This window comes from Arthrobacter sp. TmtSoilC77, from assembly GCF_059739415.1.
The window spans coordinates 1,281,463-1,303,098 of record NZ_AP046050.1 but is presented as its reverse complement, the minus strand read 5'-3'; the positions used below and the strand labels follow the sequence as shown (position 1 = coordinate 1,303,098).

The following is a 21,636-nucleotide window of genomic DNA, read 5'->3' as shown; positions in this document are numbered from 1 at the left end:
CGGCCTTCGCAGGACGTTGGGTCAAACGACGCTGGGCAGCGAGATCCTGATCGCTCGTTGAGACGCGCCGATTTTCATTCCAGTCATACATAAGGAACACGATTGCGGTAATCTCCCCTCATAGTGCATCTCATCGTGCGGTCTTATGTACGTGATCCAAGCCAGCAACAGCATGGAACGTGTAAGTGGTTCCATCGGCACGATGATCGACCGGCTTACGGGCGCGCAAGTTCACCACCCAGCACAAGGTTCACAACGAGGAACAGACGAGGACCGCACCCGGTCTGGAAAGAGAAAAGTAAAAGAGTAATTGGTATTGCAGTTTCTCTTTCGGTCCAAAATAACTTTCCCGTTAACTTTTCGCCGCATCTGCTGATGAGGCGATCCGCAATGGGCACTTAGTATATGGGAATGAAGCTAAGCGCAGACCCCTACCAGATGGGGTTCCAACGGATGAAGGAACTGGCCAAGTCCGACTACAGTGGCCGGAACGAAGACACGACTCGCTTTCAGCTTATCGATGCTCTTTTGGTCGAGTGCCTCGGGCATCCTCGCAGCTCATTCGTAACTGAGGAACACGCAAAACCCGGCTTCGCAGACTACGTTATTTCCGCCCCAGGCCGTTCCCTTGTAATCGAAGCAAAGAGGGAGGGCAAAGCCTTTGAGCTTCCCGTCGGGCTCGAAGGCCGAACTACGGTATCAATGCAAACCCTATGCGGAGACCCAATGGCTAAAGAGGCCGTCGAGCAAGTACTCGGATATGCGCAAAGGATGGGCATCCCCTTAGCTGGTATTGCGAACGGTCATCAGCTGGCGGTGTTTCTGGGCTCTCGGACGGACGGCAAATCACCATACGAAGGAGATGCCCTGGTTTTCGCATCCTTCAAAGACATGGTGGAGAGATTCAGGGCGCTTTGGGACATGTTGAGCCGAGAGGCTCTCGTTCAACGAAAGCTCGTGCAAGTTCTGATGGCGGGCTCCCCAAACGAGCAACCACCACCGAAAATGTCGGCAAGTCTTCTCAATTATCCAGGTTTCCGCCGTCGCTCCGCTCGGGAGACCGATCTGAAGATTCTTTCAACCGTTTTCATTCAGGACATCGAAGGAGACGCACACGTCTCTGATGACTTCCTCAGAGAGTGTTACTACGAGAGCGGGACGCTTTCACAGTACTCGTTGGTAAGCAAAGAGATATTGAGAAATCGCTATTCCGCTCTGCCGGACCTGCTCGGCGTCGAAGCGGAGGGCGTTCGGAGCAAGAAGGGCCTTGCTCCGTCGCTCAAACATGATCTCGTAGCTGGCGCTGTTAGCAGCAAGCCTATAGTCCTTCTTGGTGATGTAGGCGTCGGCAAGACGATGTTCATCAAGCACCTGCTGCGGGTTGAAGCTGCACAGGAGCTAAAGACTAGCTTGGTCTTCTACGTCGATTTCGGTCGACAGCCAGCCCTCCAGACGGAGTTGCAGCAACATATAGTCGACACCGTCATTGAGCAATTGGAGGTTGACCACGGTATAGACCTCTTGGAGAACACTTTTGTAAGAGCCGTATACAACCCAGAACTGAACCGCTTTCGAAGGGGAATTTATGGCCCGCTAGCTGATGCCGACCCAGCGACGTATGCATCACGGGAACTTGAGCATCTCTCCCAGCTCATCGCTAACAAGGCGAGACATCTTGAGCGTTCACTAAAGCATCTAGACGCTACCGCGCGAAGGAAGTCCGTACTCGTTCTCGACAACATCGATCAACGATCGACTGACTTCCAGAACGAGATTTTCGTTATCGCGCAGTCACTCAGTTCATCACTTGGTGCCACCGTGTTTGTCTCTTTGAGGCCAGCGACTTTTTATGATTCAAAGCGGCGAGGCGTCTTAGCTGCGTATCAACCTAGAGCATTTCTCGTGGCTCCTCCCCGAGTCTCGGAGGTCATCGCTAAAAGGCTCGCCTTCGCTAGGAAAAAGCTCGTTGATCAAGACTTGGAAATGAGTGGGTTAAGCGTCAGCACGGAAGACCTGTTGGTGTATCTTGACGCACTCGAACTCGGATTCACCCGAGACAAGATACTGATCGAGCTCCTGGAAAATCTCAGCGGGGGCAACGTTCGACTTGCCTTGGAGTTTCTCTCGGCCTTCATCGGCAGTGGTTACGTTGACACGGCTCGCGTCTTAGAAGTAGCCGCAAACGGAAACAGCTACGTCATCCCGGCACATGAGTTCCTCCGCTCCATACTTTTTGGTGAGAACGACTATTACGACCCGTCATCAAGCCGAATTGTTAATCTGTTTGACATCATTATCGGAGATGAAAGAGAGCACTTTCTGCTCCCCCTGCTTCTTGGTTACATTCATACGACGGGGCAGCCTCGACTGAACGAGGGGTACGTGAACGCAGAGGACATCTTCGAGGTTGCCCAAAAATGGGACTTCCTGCCGGAACAGATTCAATGGCAGTTGGGCCGTGCGGTCGCGCACAGGCTTCTTGAAACTGCTCCGGGACAAGAATCCAGCGGGCCATTCAGAATCACGAACGTAGGGGCCTACATGCATAAGGAGATGATCACTCAATTCTCGTACCTCGACGCAATGGTAGTCGATACCCCAATCTTGGACCCCAGTGTTAGATCAGCCCTTATAGACTCGAGGAGCATCGAAGATAGGCTGGCCCGGGCGGAAGTCTTCAAGTCATATCTCGATGGAGTCTGGGAGTCCTTTGTTGCCCCGGATTCGCTTGCTTTCGACTGGAACATTCAGGGCGCTCGACTGTCCTCCAACATGGATGAAGCGCAACGGAAGGCTCAACGCGCTCGTCAGCGCCGACAGGATCCGGCCTGACGCCGGCAGCATCGATCTCCTCAACCCATTGCGTCCAACGATCTCAATCTCGACTTGACCGTATGAACCCCGTCCTCGACTGCCTGATCAGGGCTTCTGGACATACGGGTCCGCATCACCTGGTCGTCTGGGCGTAGCTGCCCCAAGACTTGGATCGCCGACTTGGATCGCCCGCGCCACCGCTGTCGCAGTAGCAACGAACGGTAAAGGATCGTCTTACGTGCGCCCGGTGCTATACCGAGCGATCTCAAACTCAATTGGTGGGATCAAGTCACAACCTTGGGGAAGTGTCCCCAAGGTTGTGACTGTCCTCGTTCGAAGGAATGGGACACCACCAACATCGGTTGTGGGTGCGGCAAATCTGCGGACCTATCGGTGGGGACCGATACTGCGAAGGAGGGATACTGCCCGCTACACGCAGTGCGGGCGATACGTTGGATCGGCGGGGCCGCTTTGGAGGAGCGCGTTGGAGACGAGGGACCACACGTTCGGATCGTTAGGAGATTGATCGTGTTCGAAAGTGTCGAGTGGGCAGTAGTCCTGAAGCACAAGGTTGGACACTTGCTTCACCGGCCCAACAAGAGCCTGGCTCGTGTAAGGGGTAACGACCTCGTCGTAACGGGTCGAGATGACGGTGTAGGACGGGCCGGGTACGGTGTCGCCGATCGAGTTGAGCTCGGCCATGAACGCCGACCCGGCATGCTGGTCCGCGCACGCCTGGCACAGGGTGCTCGTTGCGGTCGTGTCGAGAATCATCCCCGCGGGCGACGGCGCGATGAGACCTTGAGTGCCATGGCTCGACGGCGCAATGCCGACGAGGTGGTGCACATACTTGGCGCCGCCGAGGAAGCCGATGTAGTACCGCGGCATCATCCCGCCTTGGCTGTGCCCGACCAGATCGACCTTCTTCGCACCCGTCGCGCCGAGAACTGATTTCACGAACGTCGCAAGCTCAGCTGCGGAGTTCCGAATTGCCCCGCTGGCGGGGACACCGTTGGCCACCCCATAGTTGAGCGCGAAGACGCAGTACCCCTGGTCCTTGAGCACTGGCGAAAGCAGCGCCCAGTTCTTGTACATTGTCTCGAACGTCCCCGGGACGAGGACCACCGGATATGGATGCACGCTCGAAGGCTTGCACGTCCAGTCATTGGCTCCGGGCGGGTCCGGCGAGATCGAGTCGGCCTGAGCCGCGGGTGCGGCGAAGAGTCCAATCGTGAGCGCCGCAGCGGCGAGGACGGCAGTGAGTCGGAATCGGCGCATGGCCTGCCTTTCTCTGGGCCGCGAACCCCTATGTCCGCGGCATTCCTAGTTACTTTGCAGTAACTTACCGGCGGGTTGCAATAGGGTGCGAAGATATTGAGAAAACGTGCACCTGCACGCGGACCGGGTTTGCCGCACAAGCGCTCGTAAGTCGATCTTCACTGGGCGGCGCAGTAATCCGCAGCGGACCAAGGTCCAGTGGAAGTCCTTAGCGCCGGCCTCGGCCGACCAAGATCAAGGCAGCGAAGGCCATTGCATAGGCTGCCAGGATGCCTCCCTTCATCATGATGGTCCAAAGGCGAGCCGACTTCTCCTCGAGGCTGGGCCCCATGAGCGGAGCCTTAGCCGATTTCGGTCATATCCCCCACCCCGGGCGTCCCCTCAACCAGGGCGTACCGCTGCATCACGGCACCCTTTGGCGAGGCGACCACCGGCTCGATGAGTTGAAGGTTCGTCGGTACGACGCCATCGGCGAAGACTTTCTTCCCACGGCCAAGGAGGATCGGATACACCCACAGATTGAGCCGGTCGAAGAGCCGCTCCGCGAACAGGGTCTGCACAAAGTCCAAGCTGCCGATCACGTGAATGTTCTCGTGCTTGCCGCGGAGCTCGTGCAAGGAAGCCGCCACATCGGGACCAAGCTGGGAGGAACCATCCCACTCGAGGTCCAGCGACTGACGCGATGCCACGTACTTCGGTATGCGGTTGAACAACCGTGCGATTCCATTGTCCTGGTGTGGCCAGTACGACGCGAAGATGTCATAGGTCCGGCGCCCGAGCAGCAGCGCGTCCATCCCCACCATCCCTGATTCGACCTGTTCACCAACGGCATCGTCGAAGAGAGGCGCCTGCCAGCCGCCAAACTCGAAACCGCCTTCTGGATCTTCCTCAGGGCCACCGGGCGCCTGAGCGACGCCGTCGAGCGTAGTGAACAGGTCAATATGGATCAGTCCCATGTCGGGTTCCTTCCCTGCTGCCCGTCGTCACCCCGGCGACAGGATCATGTCGAGGCTTCCACACGAACCCCCGCGTGGCAATGGTCACCAGAGAAGAACGACGACGGCGACAGCACATTGCGCTGTCGCCGTCGCCGACATGGGGCTGAGTTACGGAAGCCCTCTACGCTTCCTTCAAATCAAGCTGCGGTGCCGGCCGCCGGAAGCCGCGGGTGAGGATGGCGAGGTAGACGAGGCCCACGCCAGCCCATGCAAGCCCAAAGGTAAAGGACAATCCACTCAGGCTCGTCCACAACCAGATAGTTAGCGCAAAGCCGATTCCCGGCAGTATCAGGTTGTAGATCACTCCCCTGGTGCCGCGGTCCTTCCGGTCAAAGTAGTAGTGCTTGATGACCGACAGGTTGACGATGGAGAACGCGACCAGCGCTCCGAAGCTGATGAGCGAGGAGATGGTCAACAGGTCGAGCACGAAGGCCAGCAGTGAGACGCCCGATGTGATCAGAATCGGAAGAACGGGCGTTTGGAATCGAGCATGAAGCCTTCCCAAAGCTGGCGGGAACACGCCGCTGCGGCCCATGGAGTGGATGATGCGTGAGACCGAAGCCTGCGAGGTGAGCGCCGATCCGAGGCTGCCCGCGACATAGGCAGCCGTGAAGAAGGCGACGAGCAGCTCCCCACCTGCTTTGTCGATGACCTCGATGGCAGCGGAGTCCACATCGTTGAAGCTGCTGACCGGAAGAACCAGGTGGCTGATGTAAGCCAGACCGAGGAAGATGACGCCGGCCAGGATGGTGGTCAGCATGATGGCCTTGGGCAGGTTGCGCTTCGGGTCCCTTGTTTCCTCGGCGAAGGTGGAGACGGCGTCGAACCCGAGGTAGGAAAGGCAGAGGATGGCGGAGCCTGCGAAGATCGGTGAGAGACCTTCGGCACCCACGGCGCCGGTGAAAGGCGCCATCAAGTCCAGGTTGCCGGTGCCCGTGATGGATGAGAGTCCCAGTGCGACGAATAGAACGATGAAGAGCGCCTGAAGCCCCACTACTACGAAGTTGGCCTTCGCAATCGCCGTGATGCCCATGACGTTTAGCACTGTGACAGCGACGATGGAGACAATCATGAACACCCAAGCAGGGATAGCCGGGAAGGCAGCCTCCATATAGATGCCGATGAGCAGGTAGTTGATCATCGGCAGCAACAGGTAGTCGAGTAGGAGCGACCAGCCGGCCATGAATCCCAAGCCGGCGCCGAACGACCGCGTCGCATACGTGTAAGCGGAACCACCGAACGGGAACGCCTGCGACATCCGACCATACGAGCGTGCCGTGAAGAGCATGACCACGAGCGTCACGGCGTAGGCGGCCGATAGTCGCCCACCCGTGAGTTCCACCACGATGCCGTAGGTGCTGAAGATCGTCAGGGGCACCATGTAAACCAAGCCCAGCAACACCAGCGACGGAACACCGAGAACACGGCGCCAACCCTGGTTTACGGTCTGAGCGGAAATTGGCCCCACAGGCTTCTCGCCTGCCGGTGTATCTGTATTGAATGTGGGGGTCATGGGGATCCTAAGTCGTCATGCTGGGTTACTAACGAAGCTTCCGGCCTTGCCGAAACTTCCTAGCTGCGACCGGACCTGCGGGGTTCCCGCGATCCTGAAGTGCTGGATTGGCTCGAGCTCTACCGTTAAGGACACGAGCCTCATGCTAGAAATGAATAGCGTTCATTTATTGTGGCGGTGAGCCGGCTCACAGTCAATATGTGAAGGAGTGACGGACCAGTCGGGCCTTTGCAACAATCCCTATCGCGGTGCCGGGCACACAGATCTCGAAGGCCATGGCCGCGGCCGCGTTCTCATGAAAGCACCGACGGCGGCCACGACATCCACCTCCGCGAACTCGGTCGGCGCGGCATGCACCTGCAGAAGAGCAGCCTCCAACACCGGAGGACGACTGGCTACCCTCCGAGCCGGCCCGGCTGAACCTGGCCCAGGCAAACATCACCTCAGTCCTGTGGGCCACCGGATACAAACTCGACCTGTCCTTCATCGACATCCCGGTGGTCGACGAATCGCTCTACCCAAAGCACAAGGCCGGCGTCACCGAACAGCCCAGCCTGTACGCGGTGGGGCTTCCGTGGCTGACACGGCACTACTCGTCGATCCTCGGCGGCGTGGAACTGGACGCGGAGTACGTGGCGGGCAAAAATGCCTAACTTGGAAGACCTGGCTTTCCGGGAACCATTTGCGGAGCTGCGGACACTACAAGGCATGAGGCAAACGGGGGAATCCGATCAAGACCTGTGGCAAGAGTGCGTCGCAGGCAACGCTGACGCATTCGGTGCCCTATTCGACCGGCATGCGGATGCGGTCTTCCGGTACTGCCTGAGCCGTTGCGGTTCCTGGCATGATGCCGAAGAACTCGCTTCAATCACCTTTCTAGAGGCATGGCGGCAACGGGACAGGCTCAAACTGGAACGAGACAGTGTCTTGCCTTGGCTTCTTGGGGTCGCAACAAACGCGAACCGCAACCGTGCCAGGGCAGCCAAACGGCATGCCGCTTTTCTTGCCAGGCTGCCGCACTCGGATTCACGTCATGGGGAACACGAAGCCGACCATGCGGAAGCGATCGCTTCGAGGCTCGACGCCGAACGTTCCGTCCGAGACTTGCTGGCCACGACGGCGGGACTAAGCGACGGCGAACGCGACGTAGTGATCCTGTGTCTACTGAACGGAATCGGTCAGGACGAAGCTGCAACAACACTAGGCATCCGCGCCGGGACGGTGAAGTCAAGACTTCACCGCGCCCGAGTTAAGCTGACCGCCTTCAGTAGGCCAAAAGAGCGCATCGAACAAACCGACACGAAAATCGTTGAAACGAGACTGTCATGAACCTGTCTGAAGTGACTTATCCGAAGGACACCAAAAACCGCGTCCAGATCCTTCTCGTCGAGGAAGCGAACCGGACATCCCGGTCCGCTCGTAACTGGCTAGAAAACACCGGGATACGGGCCAGAACACTGCAGCCCCTCGGGGCCGACGCCCAACATGGAAGTTCCGCCTCACGCGCCGAAAGCAACGGCGAAGCCCAAGCGCAAAAGCTCTCGCAGCCGAAAAGGATAATCCGGAGGACAATCCTTGTCTCCGCAGCGGCAGCGGTGCTGGCTGGTGGCCTCGTCGCATCGGACGTAATTCATCTTGGAGGAAACACCATTCCGGCAACGGCTCATGCTGCAGAGCTGTTGAACAGGGCAGCCGACTCCGTCATCGCAACGACGGATCCGGCGGTTGGTCCGGGACAGTACTTAAGGCTCGATATAGCCGAATCAATAATCAATGCCTCCGAAAACGGTCTCATGTGGACCGCGCGCTCCGACAACCAGCTCTTTGTTCCGTACGACCGGAACGGTGAATGGGTCCTTAATCTTGGTCCTCTTGAGCCGGCTGAATACTTCGGCACCGCCACCAAGGAAAAAATCGAAAACTACTATAGGTCCAAAGGGCTCCAAAGCCCTGAGCCCGGTCGACAACTACGCGGTCTGGGTGGCAGCGTGGTTTTCAGCGCGAATTCCGTGACATTTGGGAATCTGAGCCCAGCGGAGGAAGCGACCATTCCGAGGGAACCTGCGGCCTTGGTGGATTGGATCAAGGCCGAGATCAAAGGCACCGACGCCAGCGTTTGGAGCTTCATTGCAGGTCAGTTGGCCACCGGCGTCGTGCCGGCCGAGTGGAGGGCAGCGCTCTACCGGGCCGCAGCCCTGGTTCCCGGCGCCATCGTCACGGAACAACAGACCGCATTGGATGGCCGCTCCGGGACAGCCGTCGGCAGAACAGAGGACGGGGTGCGCACGGACGTCATCTTTGACCCGGCCAGCGGGCTATTCATCGGCATGCGCGCGGTGAACGAAACAGGAAACTCAATCGTCCCCGCGGGCACCACCACAACTTGGACTTCCGTCCGAACATCAGTCGTAGACTCTATCGATTGACTGTTACCCGGTCCTGGGTGGGGCGCATGAGCGGAGCCTAACCAATTTCGGTCATATCCCCCAGCCAGGTCGTCAGCGCGACACCAACGCCACAGCAAGCGATTATGAATCAGGCTCTTCTGTCCTCCAACCTTCAAGCGGGAGTCGCTGGCGGCGGATGGCTTTGAGCTTCTCCGCGGCAAGCCTAGCAAGGACTCGCCAGATAGGCTTACCGCGAAGAAGCCTTGATGTTACCCAACGAACCGGGAGACATAAACCTAGGCTCGTTCAACTTAAGGCCAGCTCAATTCCCATCCGGGTTTGGACCACTGACTAAAGAATCGAAGTCAACAATTATGAATTCATCGGAAGTCTCACAACCAGAAGGCAACGCAAAACCTCATCAAAGCATCCCTCAGCGAACCCCCGATCCACCCCGTTGCCTATTTTGCCGCACCACCTCCGGGAAGCGCTCACGCGAGCATGTGCTCCGCAAATCGTTCAAGGACAAGTTTCCCCGTGTCCCAAGCCTTTCCTTTTCGTATATGTCGAGTTCTGGCACGGAACTCATCGAACGACCCATTACGCAGTTTGACATGACGGTGAATAATGTCTGCAGAGAATGCAATCAAGGTTGGCTGAATGATCTGGAATGCGCTGCTGAGCCGATTATCTACAAACTTCTCGAGAGCACCCACGGAAGATGTCTAACTGCGGACCAAATCCAGTTACTTGGATTCTGGGCCTTGGTACGCTCGCTGCTTTTGACGCACGTCAGTCCTCAAGGACGTGTCCCACACTCAGTCTTTGAGCGAGCGTATAGCAGCCGGTCCGTGCCACCGGGGTGCTACGTTCAACTTGGCGTATCCACAACCTATCTATGGGAGGCAGGGAGTCACCAATCCATTCGAATCCAGCCCGGAAATCAATACCTAGCATTCGTTGGATTCGGGCTTGGTGGCCTGCTGTTCCTGACTTCAATAAGTGATTCATCAGTCGACGCCACAAGACTCGGTCGAGACGTTAGCCGACAACCGAGATTGTGGTTTCCTGGATCCTTCCGATGGCTTGCGCCTGCCGAAACGACCGACTCTCCCTTGAAACTTCTCTCCGGGCCCCAGGCTCAAGTCTGCGGTCTCAGCCTGGCAGTCCGAATGGGAATAGAAAGGCCACTTGACCAGCTAGGAAATGAAATCGACCCGCTGAGAATCCTTCCTTCACGGTTTCATGGGAGTCTTGCGTGGAAAGGAATCCACCTCGGGCAGTAGACCCACACGAAAGGGCCCGCTTGCTGAACGTTGGTCGGAGCCGTTGACACAGGCTCTCGGGAGCTTCGATGTTGCATCTCTGGTCATTCCCCGGGCCCCTGGTTCAGCTTTGGATGTCGCTCGGAGAACACGCAGGCATGGACGTTACGGCTGACAACCGGACTGGTGTGTCCGGGCCCTGCGCGTGCCGACTCTAACTACTTCAATAAATGCCCTAAAAGCCGCCGTGGGAAGAATCCTGCTTGGCACCAGATGACTCAGCATGGCGCGTGGCAGCGTCAATAATTCTTATTGAATAGCTTCAATAGATGGCAATGAACACAGATTCCCGATTGCTACGTAAAGTCACCCTAGGAATTCTTGAACCTTGACTATTTCAGCCTCATCTTTCGTCGACAATTCGCATTCCCAAACGTCCAAGTAGGACCATCCCATCTCAGTCAGCTGCGATCTCTGACGCGTATCTCGAACACTATTACGTCGCCGCTTTTCTTTCCAGAAATCCGTGTTCGATTTCGGAAGACGGCTGCCCACGCCGCAACTGTGTCCATGCCAAAAACAACCGTTCACAAAGATGACCTTCTTGCGGCTGGCGAAGACCAGGTCGGGCGTCCCCGGAAGCCTTCGGTCGTGTAAGCGGTAGCGGTACCCAGCAGCATGTAGCGCTCGCCGCAGCAGTAGCTCCGGCTTCGTGTCGAATGAACGAATCTTCGCCATGTGGGCGCTTCTATTCGCTGGTGTCATGAAGTCCACCACAGTCCAATGCTACGCCCGAGGACGGAGCATTGAACGTAAAGTCGCTGCCTTGGTCCACCAAGCCAGCTCGTCCGGCTACCGTAACCTTGACGACCTTCCCGCTACGCCAGTTTCTGACAGGTTTAGACAGCGGCTGCAATCGTTGTCTTCGACAGATTCAGGCCCTCTGAAATCTCGCAACTCTTGAGATATGCCGGTTCATCCTGCTTGTCCTTCGCGCGCTCGATTCTGTCCAAGATTTCCCTAACACGCGCGGCCACAGCGTACGACTGCCATGGAGACACCGCGTTTCCAACCTGAGTGTATTGGGGAACTTCGACCCGACGACGCTCCGCTCCAGTGGTTTCTTTGCCCATGAATTCAAAATTGTCAGGAAAGCCCTGAAATCTGGCTAGTTCTCGCACTGTAAACGTTCGGGGATGGATAGGGTGACCGTAGTCGTCTGGAAGAGTGACGACGGTTCGCGACGGTGCATCTGCTGCTAGTACCTTTTGGCTGTGTTTCTTGGTCCTGAGCACCCACGCGAGCGCTGCCAAGTCTTCCACGTTATCAATACTCTCGGCGCTTCCATCCAAATCCACCTGGATGTTAACCGGAAACTTAATGTCCCTAAGCTCGACGAGTGCGTGACGCAGCGCCAAATCCTCGTCGAGTTGACCCATAACAGACAGTAGTCCCTGATCGATGCCACGTTCCAGCAACAGCTTATAGAAAGAGAAGCGCTTTATTACACGCGGTGAGTGACGTCGCATATTGTGGTTCTGGCGCCAGAGAACTTCGCTCCTCCTGACGACGAAGGACTCGAAATTGCGAAGTTTCTTGATATATTCTTTGTTTTGAGTTGGGGGATGAGCTGGCCATGTATCAAGATCCGCGATGGCGTCGCGAATTAACAGCTTATCGTCGCTAGCGATGGAGGGCTTGGGAGCAAGCTCGGGAATGTCGCCCGTTTCTATCTGGTCCTTGAACCCGGATTTCCATATGTTCTCGGTAGCTGCAACGCCTAGTTGAACAGCGAGATCTTTTCGTAGAGCGATAAGCATCAATCTTGGTCGGTGCTGCGGTGCGCCAAAATGCATGGCGTTTACCAGAACAGGTTGCACCACATACCTATACTTGCCGCGTTCGTTCAGCTCCAACGCAAGCCGTAACTGTTGGAAAGACGAATCTTCGCCTTCAACGAAGCTTCGGCTCATGCCAACTACATTCTCGATGACTACCATCTTCGGCGACGTTTGTTCAACGAAGCTGAGAAATTCCCAAGCCAGCTTGTTTCGGACGTCGTCCTTGTTCCGTCGTCCTGCCATGGAGAATCCCTGACATGGTGGCCCTCCCACCACTAGGTCAAGCTCGTGCGCAGCGGCATCAGCCATGACCCGACCGTCTTCAAGCACGTCGGCTAGGGGACGCACGATAACTCCGGCCGCGGCTTGTTCTGCAATCTCGCGTGCAAGGTATCGCTCCCAGTCCGAATCAGAGCGAGCACTCGCGATGTTGTTGTGGTAGAACGTCCTCGCCGCCATTTCGGACTTTTCCACGGCGAAATGAAGCTTGCCACCTGCCCGCTCCACCCCTAGGGACAGTCCACCACACCCAGCAAAAAGATCAATAAACTTCACAGTTCGAACATATCTACGAAAATCACAATCTCAAGTATGCCGCGGGGGGCGATCGGTGTCCAGGCGTCGGACAAAAACACTATCCTACTCCCCATACAACTCGTAGTACGGCGTCACCCGGACAAAGTGACCTCTGTCCCAACCGAACGACTTGTACAGGACCTGATGGTTACCAAGGGCAGGGATGCGCTGGGCAACATCCTCTGAAACCTCCGTTATTCCTAGCGCGGCAAGTTCTTTGGCAGTCACGCTTGGGACCTTGTGGATGAACCACGTCCTCAGTGGCTGCCCGTAGTCGGTCTTCCCTGCCCTAAAGTGTGAAAGGTACTGTGATGCCAACATCACCCCAATTCCGGCACCTCGCCCCTTCAGCATGATGTCTTCCAAGACTTGGAAGTCGTAGCGCATGATGTTCACGGCCTCATCAACCAATAAGAACGATCTCAGATACCGGAGCACGGGCGCCTTCCCTTCGAACGGCAACAATCCTGCTCGAAGCATGTAGTCATGGTAGAGGTTCAAGAACAACGCCACGAGAGAGTTCTTAGTATTCGAGTCCTGTCCAAGTTTGTTCAGAGCCACCACAACCACGCGGCCCTCGAGAAGTTCGTCGAATGACAAAAGCTCATCCCTATCGGCGCTAAAGATTTCGCCGAAAACGAAAGTGTCCAGGATAGAAGTCACCGAATCTGGATCACCGACCAGTGCCTCATATCGGCTGCGAACGTCAGCGATCGTGGGGGGAAGGTCATTCCGGTCTTGGAATGCTTCCCTAACCGCCTGGTTCAGGAGGCTCATCTGTCTGGGTCCGATCCCGGAATAGATTTTCTTGAAAGTGTCGACAAGGGCTGCCCCTTGCTGAAAAGGCTTACGAGAATATTCCGCAGTAACGGGAAGGAAGACGTTCAACGGAATTCTATAGGGATTTAAAACCACGCCCCCAACGCGTTCCAGAAACTCCTCTTGTTGAAAGTCGCCCTTGTAATCAAAAATGAGCATTGAAGTCGGTAGGCCCGGCTGAACAACTCTCGCTTGGTCTCGAATCTGAGCGATAAGCGCCTTAATGAGTTCGGTCTTTCCAGTCCCTAGGTCGCCAACGATCCCTATGTTTGGTTGGTTAAGGCCAGTATTGCTGGGCCAAAAATCAACCGGAGCGTTTCCTACTGAATCCAACACTGTTCCAACATTGATCCTTACGCCCTCATCCCGAATACCCCAGATGGGCCCACGACCTTCCCGTTCCGGAACAAGTGAACTCGGTCCTTGAGAACTGAGCGAGTGGTGTGCATTGTCTGGCAACAGAGGGCGTCGGCGGGGCAGCTCTGGCCCAGAGTCCAGCACCGTTGCTAGCGGGGCCACAGAAGCATCGGACTCTTGGTCGGTATCGGCGGGGTCGGGCCCACCGCGTCGGTCAATTTCGGCGTACCCTAGCTGCGCAGGAATGTTGGCCTCAGTAGGTGAATGGTCCGCCCCGCTCGTACTCGGGGTCTCAAACGCAACGGCCACAGATGTCTCAGGAATTGGGTCGTTTAATGCCGTGCGGACCAGACTTTGCCAGGCGTCCACGATTGGTTCGACCCCAATCCCCCGAATGGCCTGAAAAGCCTTTTCCATATCACAAACAAGTCCCAACGACTCGGAGCCGTGCCCGCCCACCGGGCCTGCATAGAACTTTTTACCATCTACGAACTGGGCACTATGCAAGAAATACATCAAAATTGGGCGACCAACACTGAAGTCGGTCTGGCCATTCACAAGCGCTGCCATCCGCCGCACGAAGTCGTTCAAGTCGCCCAGAGTCTGCGGACTCAATTTTGCCGCGACTTCAACAAGAGTGGTCAAGCTGTTCCACCACAGCCGAGCATCGGCGCCGCGCAAGCTCCTGGAAAGGCCTTGGATTTTGGAGAGCAGTTCCTGACTATCCTTCAACTGGTTGAGGGCTGGTGCCAGCTCCAAAGAATCGGGTTCCGGCAATTTGTTGTGTTGTCTTTGGCTCTGGAGCCCGTACGCCTTAATCTCGACCGGAGTAACGGTCAGACCGGAATCTGAAAGATCCATGACCAAAAGATCCGCACGATGCTGAAAGTCACCGTGCGCGGCTCCATCGGCCAGCGTACGAAGAAAGTAGTCGGCGGCATCGATGGGGATTATCAGACGGTTGGTATTTTCACTTCTGGTTTGATCGAAGAGGCTTAAAGCCAAATAAAAACCAACGGCGCCTGCGACGTGTGTTCCACCCATGGCAAGAAGCGAGGACAACCCAACCCCACGGGATCCCAAAGTAGTCATGACACTCTGGCGGAGCCTGTCCGTCTCTTCTTCGGGACTTGCACGTCGCAGGAGTTTATCTAGTTCATTTCCGAAGGCCCGTGGTACACGGGCGACCGAGACAAACGGGCGCTTTTCCAATAGAGCACGGCCGACACGCTCGTCCAATACGGGAGGCCGCCATTCCCACAGCATCTGTTCGCCACCGTGTACATTGCCCATAAGGGTGGAAATAGTGGACGGGCTTAGATACGTTTCGCCCATCACAGTCCAATTGGCTGATTTATCACTCAAGCTGCCACGTGAGATTCCCGAGGAAACAACCGGAAGATTTTCAACCGCAGAAAGCGCATTCGTGAATGGGTGCCAACCACACGTTGGATCGATGCCCGGGTGGGAATCGTTGACATGAGAGCCTGACAGCCGGCCATCGTTAGCCTCAAAACGACGGAGCGGCACTAGACCGACGACTCCATGAGACATTCGACTGTTTCCGACGCGAAGCACGCTGCCCGAGTCCTGTAGGAAACGAATACTGCAGGCTCGATCAAACACTTTCCGGGGGTTGTACCGGGACCATGTGAAAAGCAATCTGGGATTGTCACGCACAAGTTTCGTGAGCTCTCCCCGTGGTGGAACGCCGAGTCGGTTAACTGAGTCCAACACGCGGATGCCTCCTAGAAGACCGTCCAATTGGGATTCCTTCCAATTAACGGCCATCTTCAAAACTGCGGAGTCTATTTCACTCAGTCTGGGCTGCTTCTTTTGAGCACTGAGATCCACTGTCAAAGTAGTCACGTGTGGATGCATCTTCCGGAAGGATCGCAACGCGGCATTCACGGCTTGCGCGTTGAGACCACTAACTGCCGTTCCGGGCGCATCAAAACTTCCTATGGATATAGGTGAAACTAATGGCAGCGGGTCCGACGTGGACGCCCTGACGAGCATCCCCCAACTCGTGAATAGCTGGCCTTCGCCAGTGTCGCAAGGGACGGCCAGCAAGCGGTGGCCTGTTCCGGAACCCGGCCCTGATATAGGGAAGTTCCACCCTTCGATGGATCCAAGGAATGCAAGTGGTTCTGTCGCCGATGCTAGAACATCTTCAACTCCCGCGAGCCAGGCAAGTCGGATGGGATGAAGGGGACTCAGGAGAACAGCGCTACAGCCCGAACCGTTATCAACGTCCCAAATGCTTATGGAGAATGGATACGTTGCCCAGAATATAAGTGCCGCATTCTCTGTAGACTTGGCACTTTCCAACAACTCAACGTATGACTCAAGGTACTCGGTAAGTTCAGCTGCTTGCCAAAGCGACCGCCAAGAAATCCGCGATGGCCATTCGAAGGTTACGCCGTCCCCGCCACCCTCGACAAAAAGACGCTTATCGAATCCAAGCTGCTTAGCTGCGTTACGAAACCGCTCCGCAGCGGGTCCAAGTATAAATTCTGGAAATTCAAAATCGATGAAATCATGGTCGCGGAGCGCCTGACGAGCACGCCCATTCATCAGGATTGCACCGCCGTCCTGAGGTAACATCCCAGCCATGGTGGCCTGCATTTCTGCAGGAAAGGCCGCATGCCCCAGCGCAAGCATAAATTGTTCTTGATGATCAGGAGAAGAGAGGGCCTCGGCCGCAAAAGCCTCATACTGCCCCCTCACGGAATCCACAGTCGGCGCACTGGGCCGATTGGGAGATACCTGCTGCTTCAGTGCAGCCGCCAAGATTGCAGACTGTTGGCCAGATTCAACTTCCATACTGCTAACTCGAAATGACAACGCTCCCAGACTAAATTCGTGCATTCCTGTGGGCACGAAGTGTGTAAAAGCTAATTGACTCCAAAGACCGTGGCGTTCGATCTTTTTTCCGTCCAAGTAGCAGCTACTTTCGTTTGCACTCCATAAGAGAGCCGCAAAGCCCTGCGTCGTTGGTTTGAGGTCCGTCGCCAGATCAACCACATCAGCGTCCCCGGCCCAACGACCAAGGACAGTCGGACGTCCGACAGCTCCCTTCGCCTTCTTTGGAGCCAGTGCAAGAAATTCACCTGCAGCATCAAACGATAGTACGCTCAGCGTCTGCGCTTTGAGCGGCAAGTGCGGAGCAGCGGCTGTCCCGGACGGAAAACTGGCGGTCAAGTTGAGCTGGCGGAATTTGGACGCATTCTTTCCGGTACCAGACTTCCATTTGATCCGCCCTTTGACGACTATTTCACTTTCAGTCCAAATTAATTCACTCTCACTCCACTCAGCCTGAGAGACCGGAGACAGCGATATTCGGACTTCGCTCCCATCTAGCTCGAGAGTGTCGGCGGGCCGCACGAGGGAAACAACGAGACAAACGGACTCCGACCAATAACCATCTTGAAGAGTTATGTCTCGCGTCATTGGTACAAGCACGGGCGAAGCATCGATCTCAGGCTGAAGGGCTAAGCTAGTACCCTGCGCACTGGTCAACCTCAGCGGCACATTCGACTCAGCTTGCCCCCCCGGATTGACGAAGTCCTTTTCTGGCAACACTGAGAACGCCTTGATCCTGGTTAGGTCGGCCCCAAGGAATTCTGCCAGAGATAGCCATAAGTTTGGTGAGACAAGTGAACTCTGCTCAAATTCTTCCCACGGAATTTGAAGCAGCCCTTCATGGCCTTCCCTTCCATTTAAACTAAGGATTCGGAGGGCGTTCTCAATACTTTCCGCTTGACTCCAGTACTCTTCCTGGGCATCGTTTAGCAATTTCGCATCCCGAATTCGTGAGCGTCTTTCTGACCACAACCGGACAGGCCTGGGCAATCCGAATGATGCATGAGCAAATTGCCCAAAGAACTCGTACGGACTCAAAGGACTTCTGTCGCGCTGCGCTTCGCTAAGGAGTGCCTGAAGATTCTGAATGCTGACATTACAATGGCGAAACCACACGCTATTCCAAGTACTTACATCTGAGTGACCTTCAATGTACAGATCCTTGACTTCAGTTAGACAAGATTCAAGAATGCCAGCTATTCGCCTGTCCCGGTCGAGCAAGTTGAATTGGTGGAGAACGTCATCCACTACGAGCTCCGATAGTCGCCTCAGTGTGAGACTTCCTGAGGTGACATCGGGAAAGCTCTGACCGACGATCTCTTGAAAGGTATTGTGAAATGACGGAATATCCGGCTTCCGACCGTGAACAACGGCAACATGCCGGTCCTCCCGATACCGAATCGCTTCCTTGGGCGAAACTTCGCGCCTAAGATCGTCACCATTATCTTCAGGTTCCTCACACACAAGAAATGCGTATGGAGGATCGAATCCAGTAGCTTTGTTCGCCGACTCAACCATCGCCAGAGCTTCTGCCTTCGTGATGCCGTCAGGAACGTGTACATATGCCAGATCTTTGGCGCTCGAGAAAGCTTTCCCAAGAGCTACGGAAATGGGATAATCCAAGATGTCTCCTTAATAAGCACTTTCAACGATGACGGCTATGTCTGCATCTGCGCTACCTCTTGCCAGCCCGGCCTTTTCTAGGAGTTGCACAACGTCGCCGAGTTCTGGCCGGATGCCTAATACGGCCAAATCATCCAGTACTTTGCCGACATTGCAGCTTTCTTCTGGTTTCTCGCAGGCCAAACTAGCAACTACCGTAATCCATTCAGTTCCCGGGTCAATCACAACCCACCTTCGTCCCCGCGATCTGAGTAAACCGTAATAGTCGGTAAAAGGTCCAGTCGACTCGCGAATTGAAAGACCATATTTGACGGTTTCATTGGTCAAACGAGCCGGCTCGCCAGAGTAGTTGAGGGCCGATCGCAGTTCAGCACGGGAGTTTTTCGAAAGATCACTGAGAAAGTCAATCGGATTCTGAGCCCTTGACCCACTGTGGGCACCATCATCCGGAAAGTTGAGTTTACTGTCCAGAAACTTACGAATCTGTTCACCGCGGTTGAGCCGTAGCTTCATCATCGAGCCTACTTCTCTAACAGATATTGACTCCTGACTCGATTTCCAGGGAAGGGGAACGGGAACGGAGCGAACGAGCTCGGCAAATGAAACAGGCATCCGTTCTTCATTTAAGACTGCCTCTGCAATGCGCTCGTACCAAGCCGCTTCCCAAAGGTATCCAAGTCCAACGCCAAGCCGGAGTACAGTCGTTGCCCAGTCAACCCACACTCGAGCGGGAAGTGCTTCCACCCATTCCTTCGAAGTAAGTCTCCTCCAGGATGTGGCAAGCCATTCGAATGGGGTCCCATTTAAGAGTCCAGCCCAATCGGCCGCCTTCTCATTTAACGGGAAACTGGATCGGCGAACAAAGGCGCCGCCGTGAACTAAGTCCATCAAAGCCTTATCAATGGCGTAAAGAACTTTGTCGTCTTCCAGCCGTTGATCCACGGCGGCCACCCACCGTTGCGTTGCGGACTCCGTGGTGCCGTCGTGCGAAAGCGCGGTTAGCCCCACCGAGTACATAGATTCGATGATTGTTCCATAGTCCGGGGGGCTCGGTTTGACCATGACCCCACGCGAATTCTGCATTAGCGCCAATCCAGGTGTCATTGGACTAGCGGGCTGATTACCTGATTTCTCACTACGAATTCCAAGTACACTCTGCGCGACGGCATCGCCCAGAAGTGCACTAGTCGCTTCTGTCGAGAAATTTCCGGTGTCCTTAAGGATGTCGCCAAACGCCTTCGCCCTTATCCCACCGGGCCAAGTAACCCGGAAATCGAAAGTCGTCGGGCTTTGAGGTTCAGCTTTATACATAAACCCGAGACGCGACAAGGGTTTATCGAATTTGGCATCAGGCGCCGGCTCATAAGCCTTCCACGCCAGAGCTGACACAAGCGCCTCGGGAACAGAGAAGTATTCTGGGCGATTGAACGGTAGCAACAGGTGTCTTGCAGATGGCTTTTGCATCACTACCCCTAGTAGCTGCTAAACGTGACAAGGTGGCTCTCGACCCCGGATGCGATGCGTAGCTCCGCACCGTCTAGGAGCTTGCTTCGAAGCCGCGATGACCTCACGCGTTCGAGCCTTGGTGCGGTCACGTCTACAAGATTAGTGACTCCTGAATGGTCATCGACGCACGCGAGTGCTTCCCGCACAAGGGCGAAGTCAACGTTGATGCGACCTTGCAGCTCGCCCTCCCGCCGCAATTCGAGAAAGACCTCGTCGCTGCCCCCTCTCTTTGTTCCCAGCTTCCCATCTTCCACTCTTAGAGCCATCTTGGGCTCAATCAGGTGGCCGACAATAGGCTCTGTCCGGCTGTCAAATAGCGGAAGGAGTGCCTCGCTTTCGCCATCCCGAAGCTGTCGCTTTGGTCTAAGGAGGGTTTCCATCGGCTTTCGTAGCACATCCGGCAGCTTAGGAGTTGCAACAATGGCTTCGATGAGCGCATCAATTTCACGTCTGAATGCCGGAATCCCAAGGGCTACTGCGTACAGTCGTGTGAGATAAGCGCCATACCATGACGATGCCTGGAGGCGATCGTTGTCCGGAAGAGTCTCATTGGAAACGAGGGCGGCAAAAGCAGCATCAACCTGCCAGTCAAACTCGGATACGATTTCAGAAAACTTGGCAGCTCCTTCCGGGACTTCGTCCCCCGCAGTGCTAGCGATAAGGGCGGTAAGCGGCGTGATAGTCATCGACTGGGATGCAAAGGCCTCGTGAATTGGATCGGCCCACCCTGCCCGGGGATTGTATGGACTAGTTCCAGGAAGGGCATCAAGAATTGGATCAATGGCTATAGTTAGCCGGAGCACCGGATCATTACCAGCTCTGGCACTCGCCAACGACTCAGCGCCCGCACCGAATATTCCCTGCGTGAAGCGCAAGGCGGAAAGGCGACGGAGCGCTTCAAAGTCTTCTAGGCGATTCATCCGTTTCGGTTGGTTCTGCAGGATGAAGCCTGCCAATTGGTGCCTCGACAACCAGTCCGGCGCGGCCCCGACGAGGACGCGCGCGATAAATCCCCAAAGCTCCCGGTACGTCATTCGGGTCGAACCTGCCAGTTCGGCCGAGCGGGCAAGAGTCAACAGGGATGAGCGCACGCCCGCGGACTTTAGGGACTCGAAGTTACCGGCCAGTGGATCGGCCTGAATGTCTACAACCTCATCCATAGTTTCTAAACGGCTGTCAATGGATGCAACCACCGCATCCAGGAGATCCGCAGCAGGTACTTGCCCATCCTCGGCTAAGAGCCCAGTTCGGTCGGCGAGACGTCGAATCCTGTAACCCGAAACTTCCCGCAGCTCGTTGTCAACGATAGACATCGTGGGGCTCGCCTCGAAAAGTGAGCACTCATCAACGAAAACGACGACTACATGCGCAAGAGGAGAGCCGCCGTATTTGAGTTCGGCCGACCGCCCGTATGGCAGCCGCACACTGGAATCGAGCGTAAAAGCACCAAGTCGAAGTCGATCGTGGGTTAGCCAGGAGACGACTAGCGCTCCGGCGCTTTCTTCGTCGCTTGGCAGCTGGCTAAGTTCCTCAATCAATATCCCTCGGTTAATACAGGCCATAACGTCAGTGCGAAGCCCCTCACGGAGGTCACCGGCCAAAGCACCGTCAATGTCCGCTACCAGTGGAGTGCCGTGTCTCGTATCACTGATGGTGGCATCGTTAACTACTAAGAGATTGCGGCTGCCATCGGTATATTCATACGTGCGCTGGGCCAGACCGCGTTCCACAGTTGAGGTCCTCGTCATGCCCTCCACGGCAGTCGACGTTGCGTGGGACTTGCCGGCGCCTGGT

12 protein-coding genes are annotated in these 21,636 nt (G+C 55.9%); 4 read left to right on the top strand and 8 right to left on the bottom strand.

Annotation, left to right across the window (positions count from 1 at the left end; genetic code table 11):
- Positions 1–411: 411 nt before the first annotated feature.
- Positions 412–2,832: a hypothetical protein gene (locus AC6I99_RS06095; RefSeq protein ID WP_497945899.1), complete on the top strand. Its 2,421-nt coding sequence runs from the start codon at positions 412–414 to the stop codon at positions 2,830–2,832.
- Between the two features lie 411 nt (positions 2,833–3,243).
- On the opposite strand, the gene AC6I99_RS06090 is transcribed toward AC6I99_RS06095, so the two are convergent.
- The 3 genes from AC6I99_RS06090 to AC6I99_RS06080 all read right to left on the bottom strand — a co-directional run bounded on the left by AC6I99_RS06090 (position 3,244) and on the right by AC6I99_RS06080 (position 6,603).
- Positions 3,244–4,092, bottom strand: coding sequence for an esterase/lipase family protein (locus AC6I99_RS06090; RefSeq protein WP_497945900.1), 849 nt, complete (start codon positions 4,090–4,092; stop codon positions 3,244–3,246).
- 341 nt (positions 4,093–4,433) lie between these two features.
- Complete coding sequence (locus AC6I99_RS06085; RefSeq protein ID WP_497945902.1) at positions 4,434–5,048, bottom strand: dihydrofolate reductase family protein; 615 nt, start codon at positions 5,046–5,048, stop codon at positions 4,434–4,436.
- Between the two features lie 163 nt (positions 5,049–5,211).
- Entirely contained in the window at positions 5,212–6,603 is a 1,392-nt protein-coding gene (locus AC6I99_RS06080; protein WP_497945904.1) for an APC family permease, read from the bottom strand.
- Between the two features lie 497 nt (positions 6,604–7,100).
- Here AC6I99_RS06080 and AC6I99_RS06075 point away from each other — a divergent pair, with 497 nt between their 5' ends.
- From AC6I99_RS06075 to AC6I99_RS06065, 3 genes are read left to right on the top strand one after another with little or no spacing between them, the layout of a single operon-like run.
- On the top strand, positions 7,101–7,256 hold the full coding sequence (locus tag AC6I99_RS06075; protein WP_497945907.1) for a hypothetical protein: 156 nt from the start codon (positions 7,101–7,103) through the stop codon (positions 7,254–7,256).
- Position 7,257: 1 nt separating this feature from the next.
- Positions 7,258–7,932: an RNA polymerase sigma factor gene (locus AC6I99_RS06070; RefSeq protein WP_497945910.1), complete on the top strand. Its 675-nt coding sequence runs from the start codon at positions 7,258–7,260 to the stop codon at positions 7,930–7,932.
- Entirely contained in the window at positions 7,929–9,029 is a 1,101-nt protein-coding gene (locus AC6I99_RS06065; protein WP_497945911.1) for a hypothetical protein, read from the top strand. Before AC6I99_RS06070 ends, AC6I99_RS06065 begins: the two co-directional genes overlap by 4 nt.
- A 1,592-nt stretch (positions 9,030–10,621) precedes the next feature.
- Here AC6I99_RS06065 and AC6I99_RS06060 read toward each other — a convergent pair.
- The 5 genes from AC6I99_RS06060 to AC6I99_RS06040 form a co-directional block, all read right to left on the bottom strand.
- Positions 10,622–11,020, bottom strand: coding sequence for a very short patch repair endonuclease (locus tag AC6I99_RS06060; protein WP_497947195.1), 399 nt, complete (start codon positions 11,018–11,020; stop codon positions 10,622–10,624).
- A gap of 134 nt (positions 11,021–11,154) precedes the next feature.
- The gene (locus tag AC6I99_RS06055; RefSeq protein WP_497945913.1) at positions 11,155–12,651 is read right to left on the bottom strand and encodes a DNA cytosine methyltransferase; all 1,497 of its coding nucleotides are present in this window, start codon (positions 12,649–12,651) and stop codon (positions 11,155–11,157) included.
- Positions 12,652–12,735: 84 nt separating this feature from the next.
- Positions 12,736–18,336, bottom strand: coding sequence for an ATP-binding protein (locus AC6I99_RS06050; RefSeq protein WP_497945915.1), 5,601 nt, complete (start codon positions 18,334–18,336; stop codon positions 12,736–12,738).
- Positions 18,337–18,345: 9 nt separating this feature from the next.
- Positions 18,346–19,800, bottom strand: a complete 1,455-nt coding sequence (locus AC6I99_RS06045) for a hypothetical protein (protein WP_497945916.1) — start codon at positions 19,798–19,800, stop codon at positions 18,346–18,348.
- Positions 19,801–19,808: 8 nt separating this feature from the next.
- Positions 19,809–21,572, bottom strand: coding sequence for a hypothetical protein (locus tag AC6I99_RS06040; RefSeq protein ID WP_497945918.1), 1,764 nt, complete (start codon positions 21,570–21,572; stop codon positions 19,809–19,811).
- Between the last annotated feature and the right edge of the window lie 64 nt (positions 21,573–21,636).

Bases quoted from the DNA above. Each gene is read 5' to 3' on its own strand.
- AC6I99_RS06095 (WP_497945899.1), top strand. From the start codon at position 412: ATGAAGCTAAGCGCAGACCCCTACCAGATGGGGTTCCAACGGATGAAG.
- AC6I99_RS06090 (WP_497945900.1), bottom strand. From the start codon at position 4,092: ATGCGCCGATTCCGACTCACTGCCGTCCTCGCCGCTGCGGCGCTCACG.
- AC6I99_RS06085 (WP_497945902.1), bottom strand. From the start codon at position 5,048: ATGGGACTGATCCATATTGACCTGTTCACTACGCTCGACGGCGTCGCT.
- AC6I99_RS06080 (WP_497945904.1), bottom strand. From the start codon at position 6,603: ATGACCCCCACATTCAATACAGATACACCGGCAGGCGAGAAGCCTGTG.
- AC6I99_RS06065 (WP_497945911.1), top strand. From the start codon at position 7,929: ATGAACCTGTCTGAAGTGACTTATCCGAAGGACACCAAAAACCGCGTC.
- AC6I99_RS06060 (WP_497947195.1), bottom strand. From the start codon at position 11,020: ATGACACCAGCGAATAGAAGCGCCCACATGGCGAAGATTCGTTCATTC.
- AC6I99_RS06045 (WP_497945916.1), bottom strand. From the start codon at position 19,800: ATGCAAAAGCCATCTGCAAGACACCTGTTGCTACCGTTCAATCGCCCA.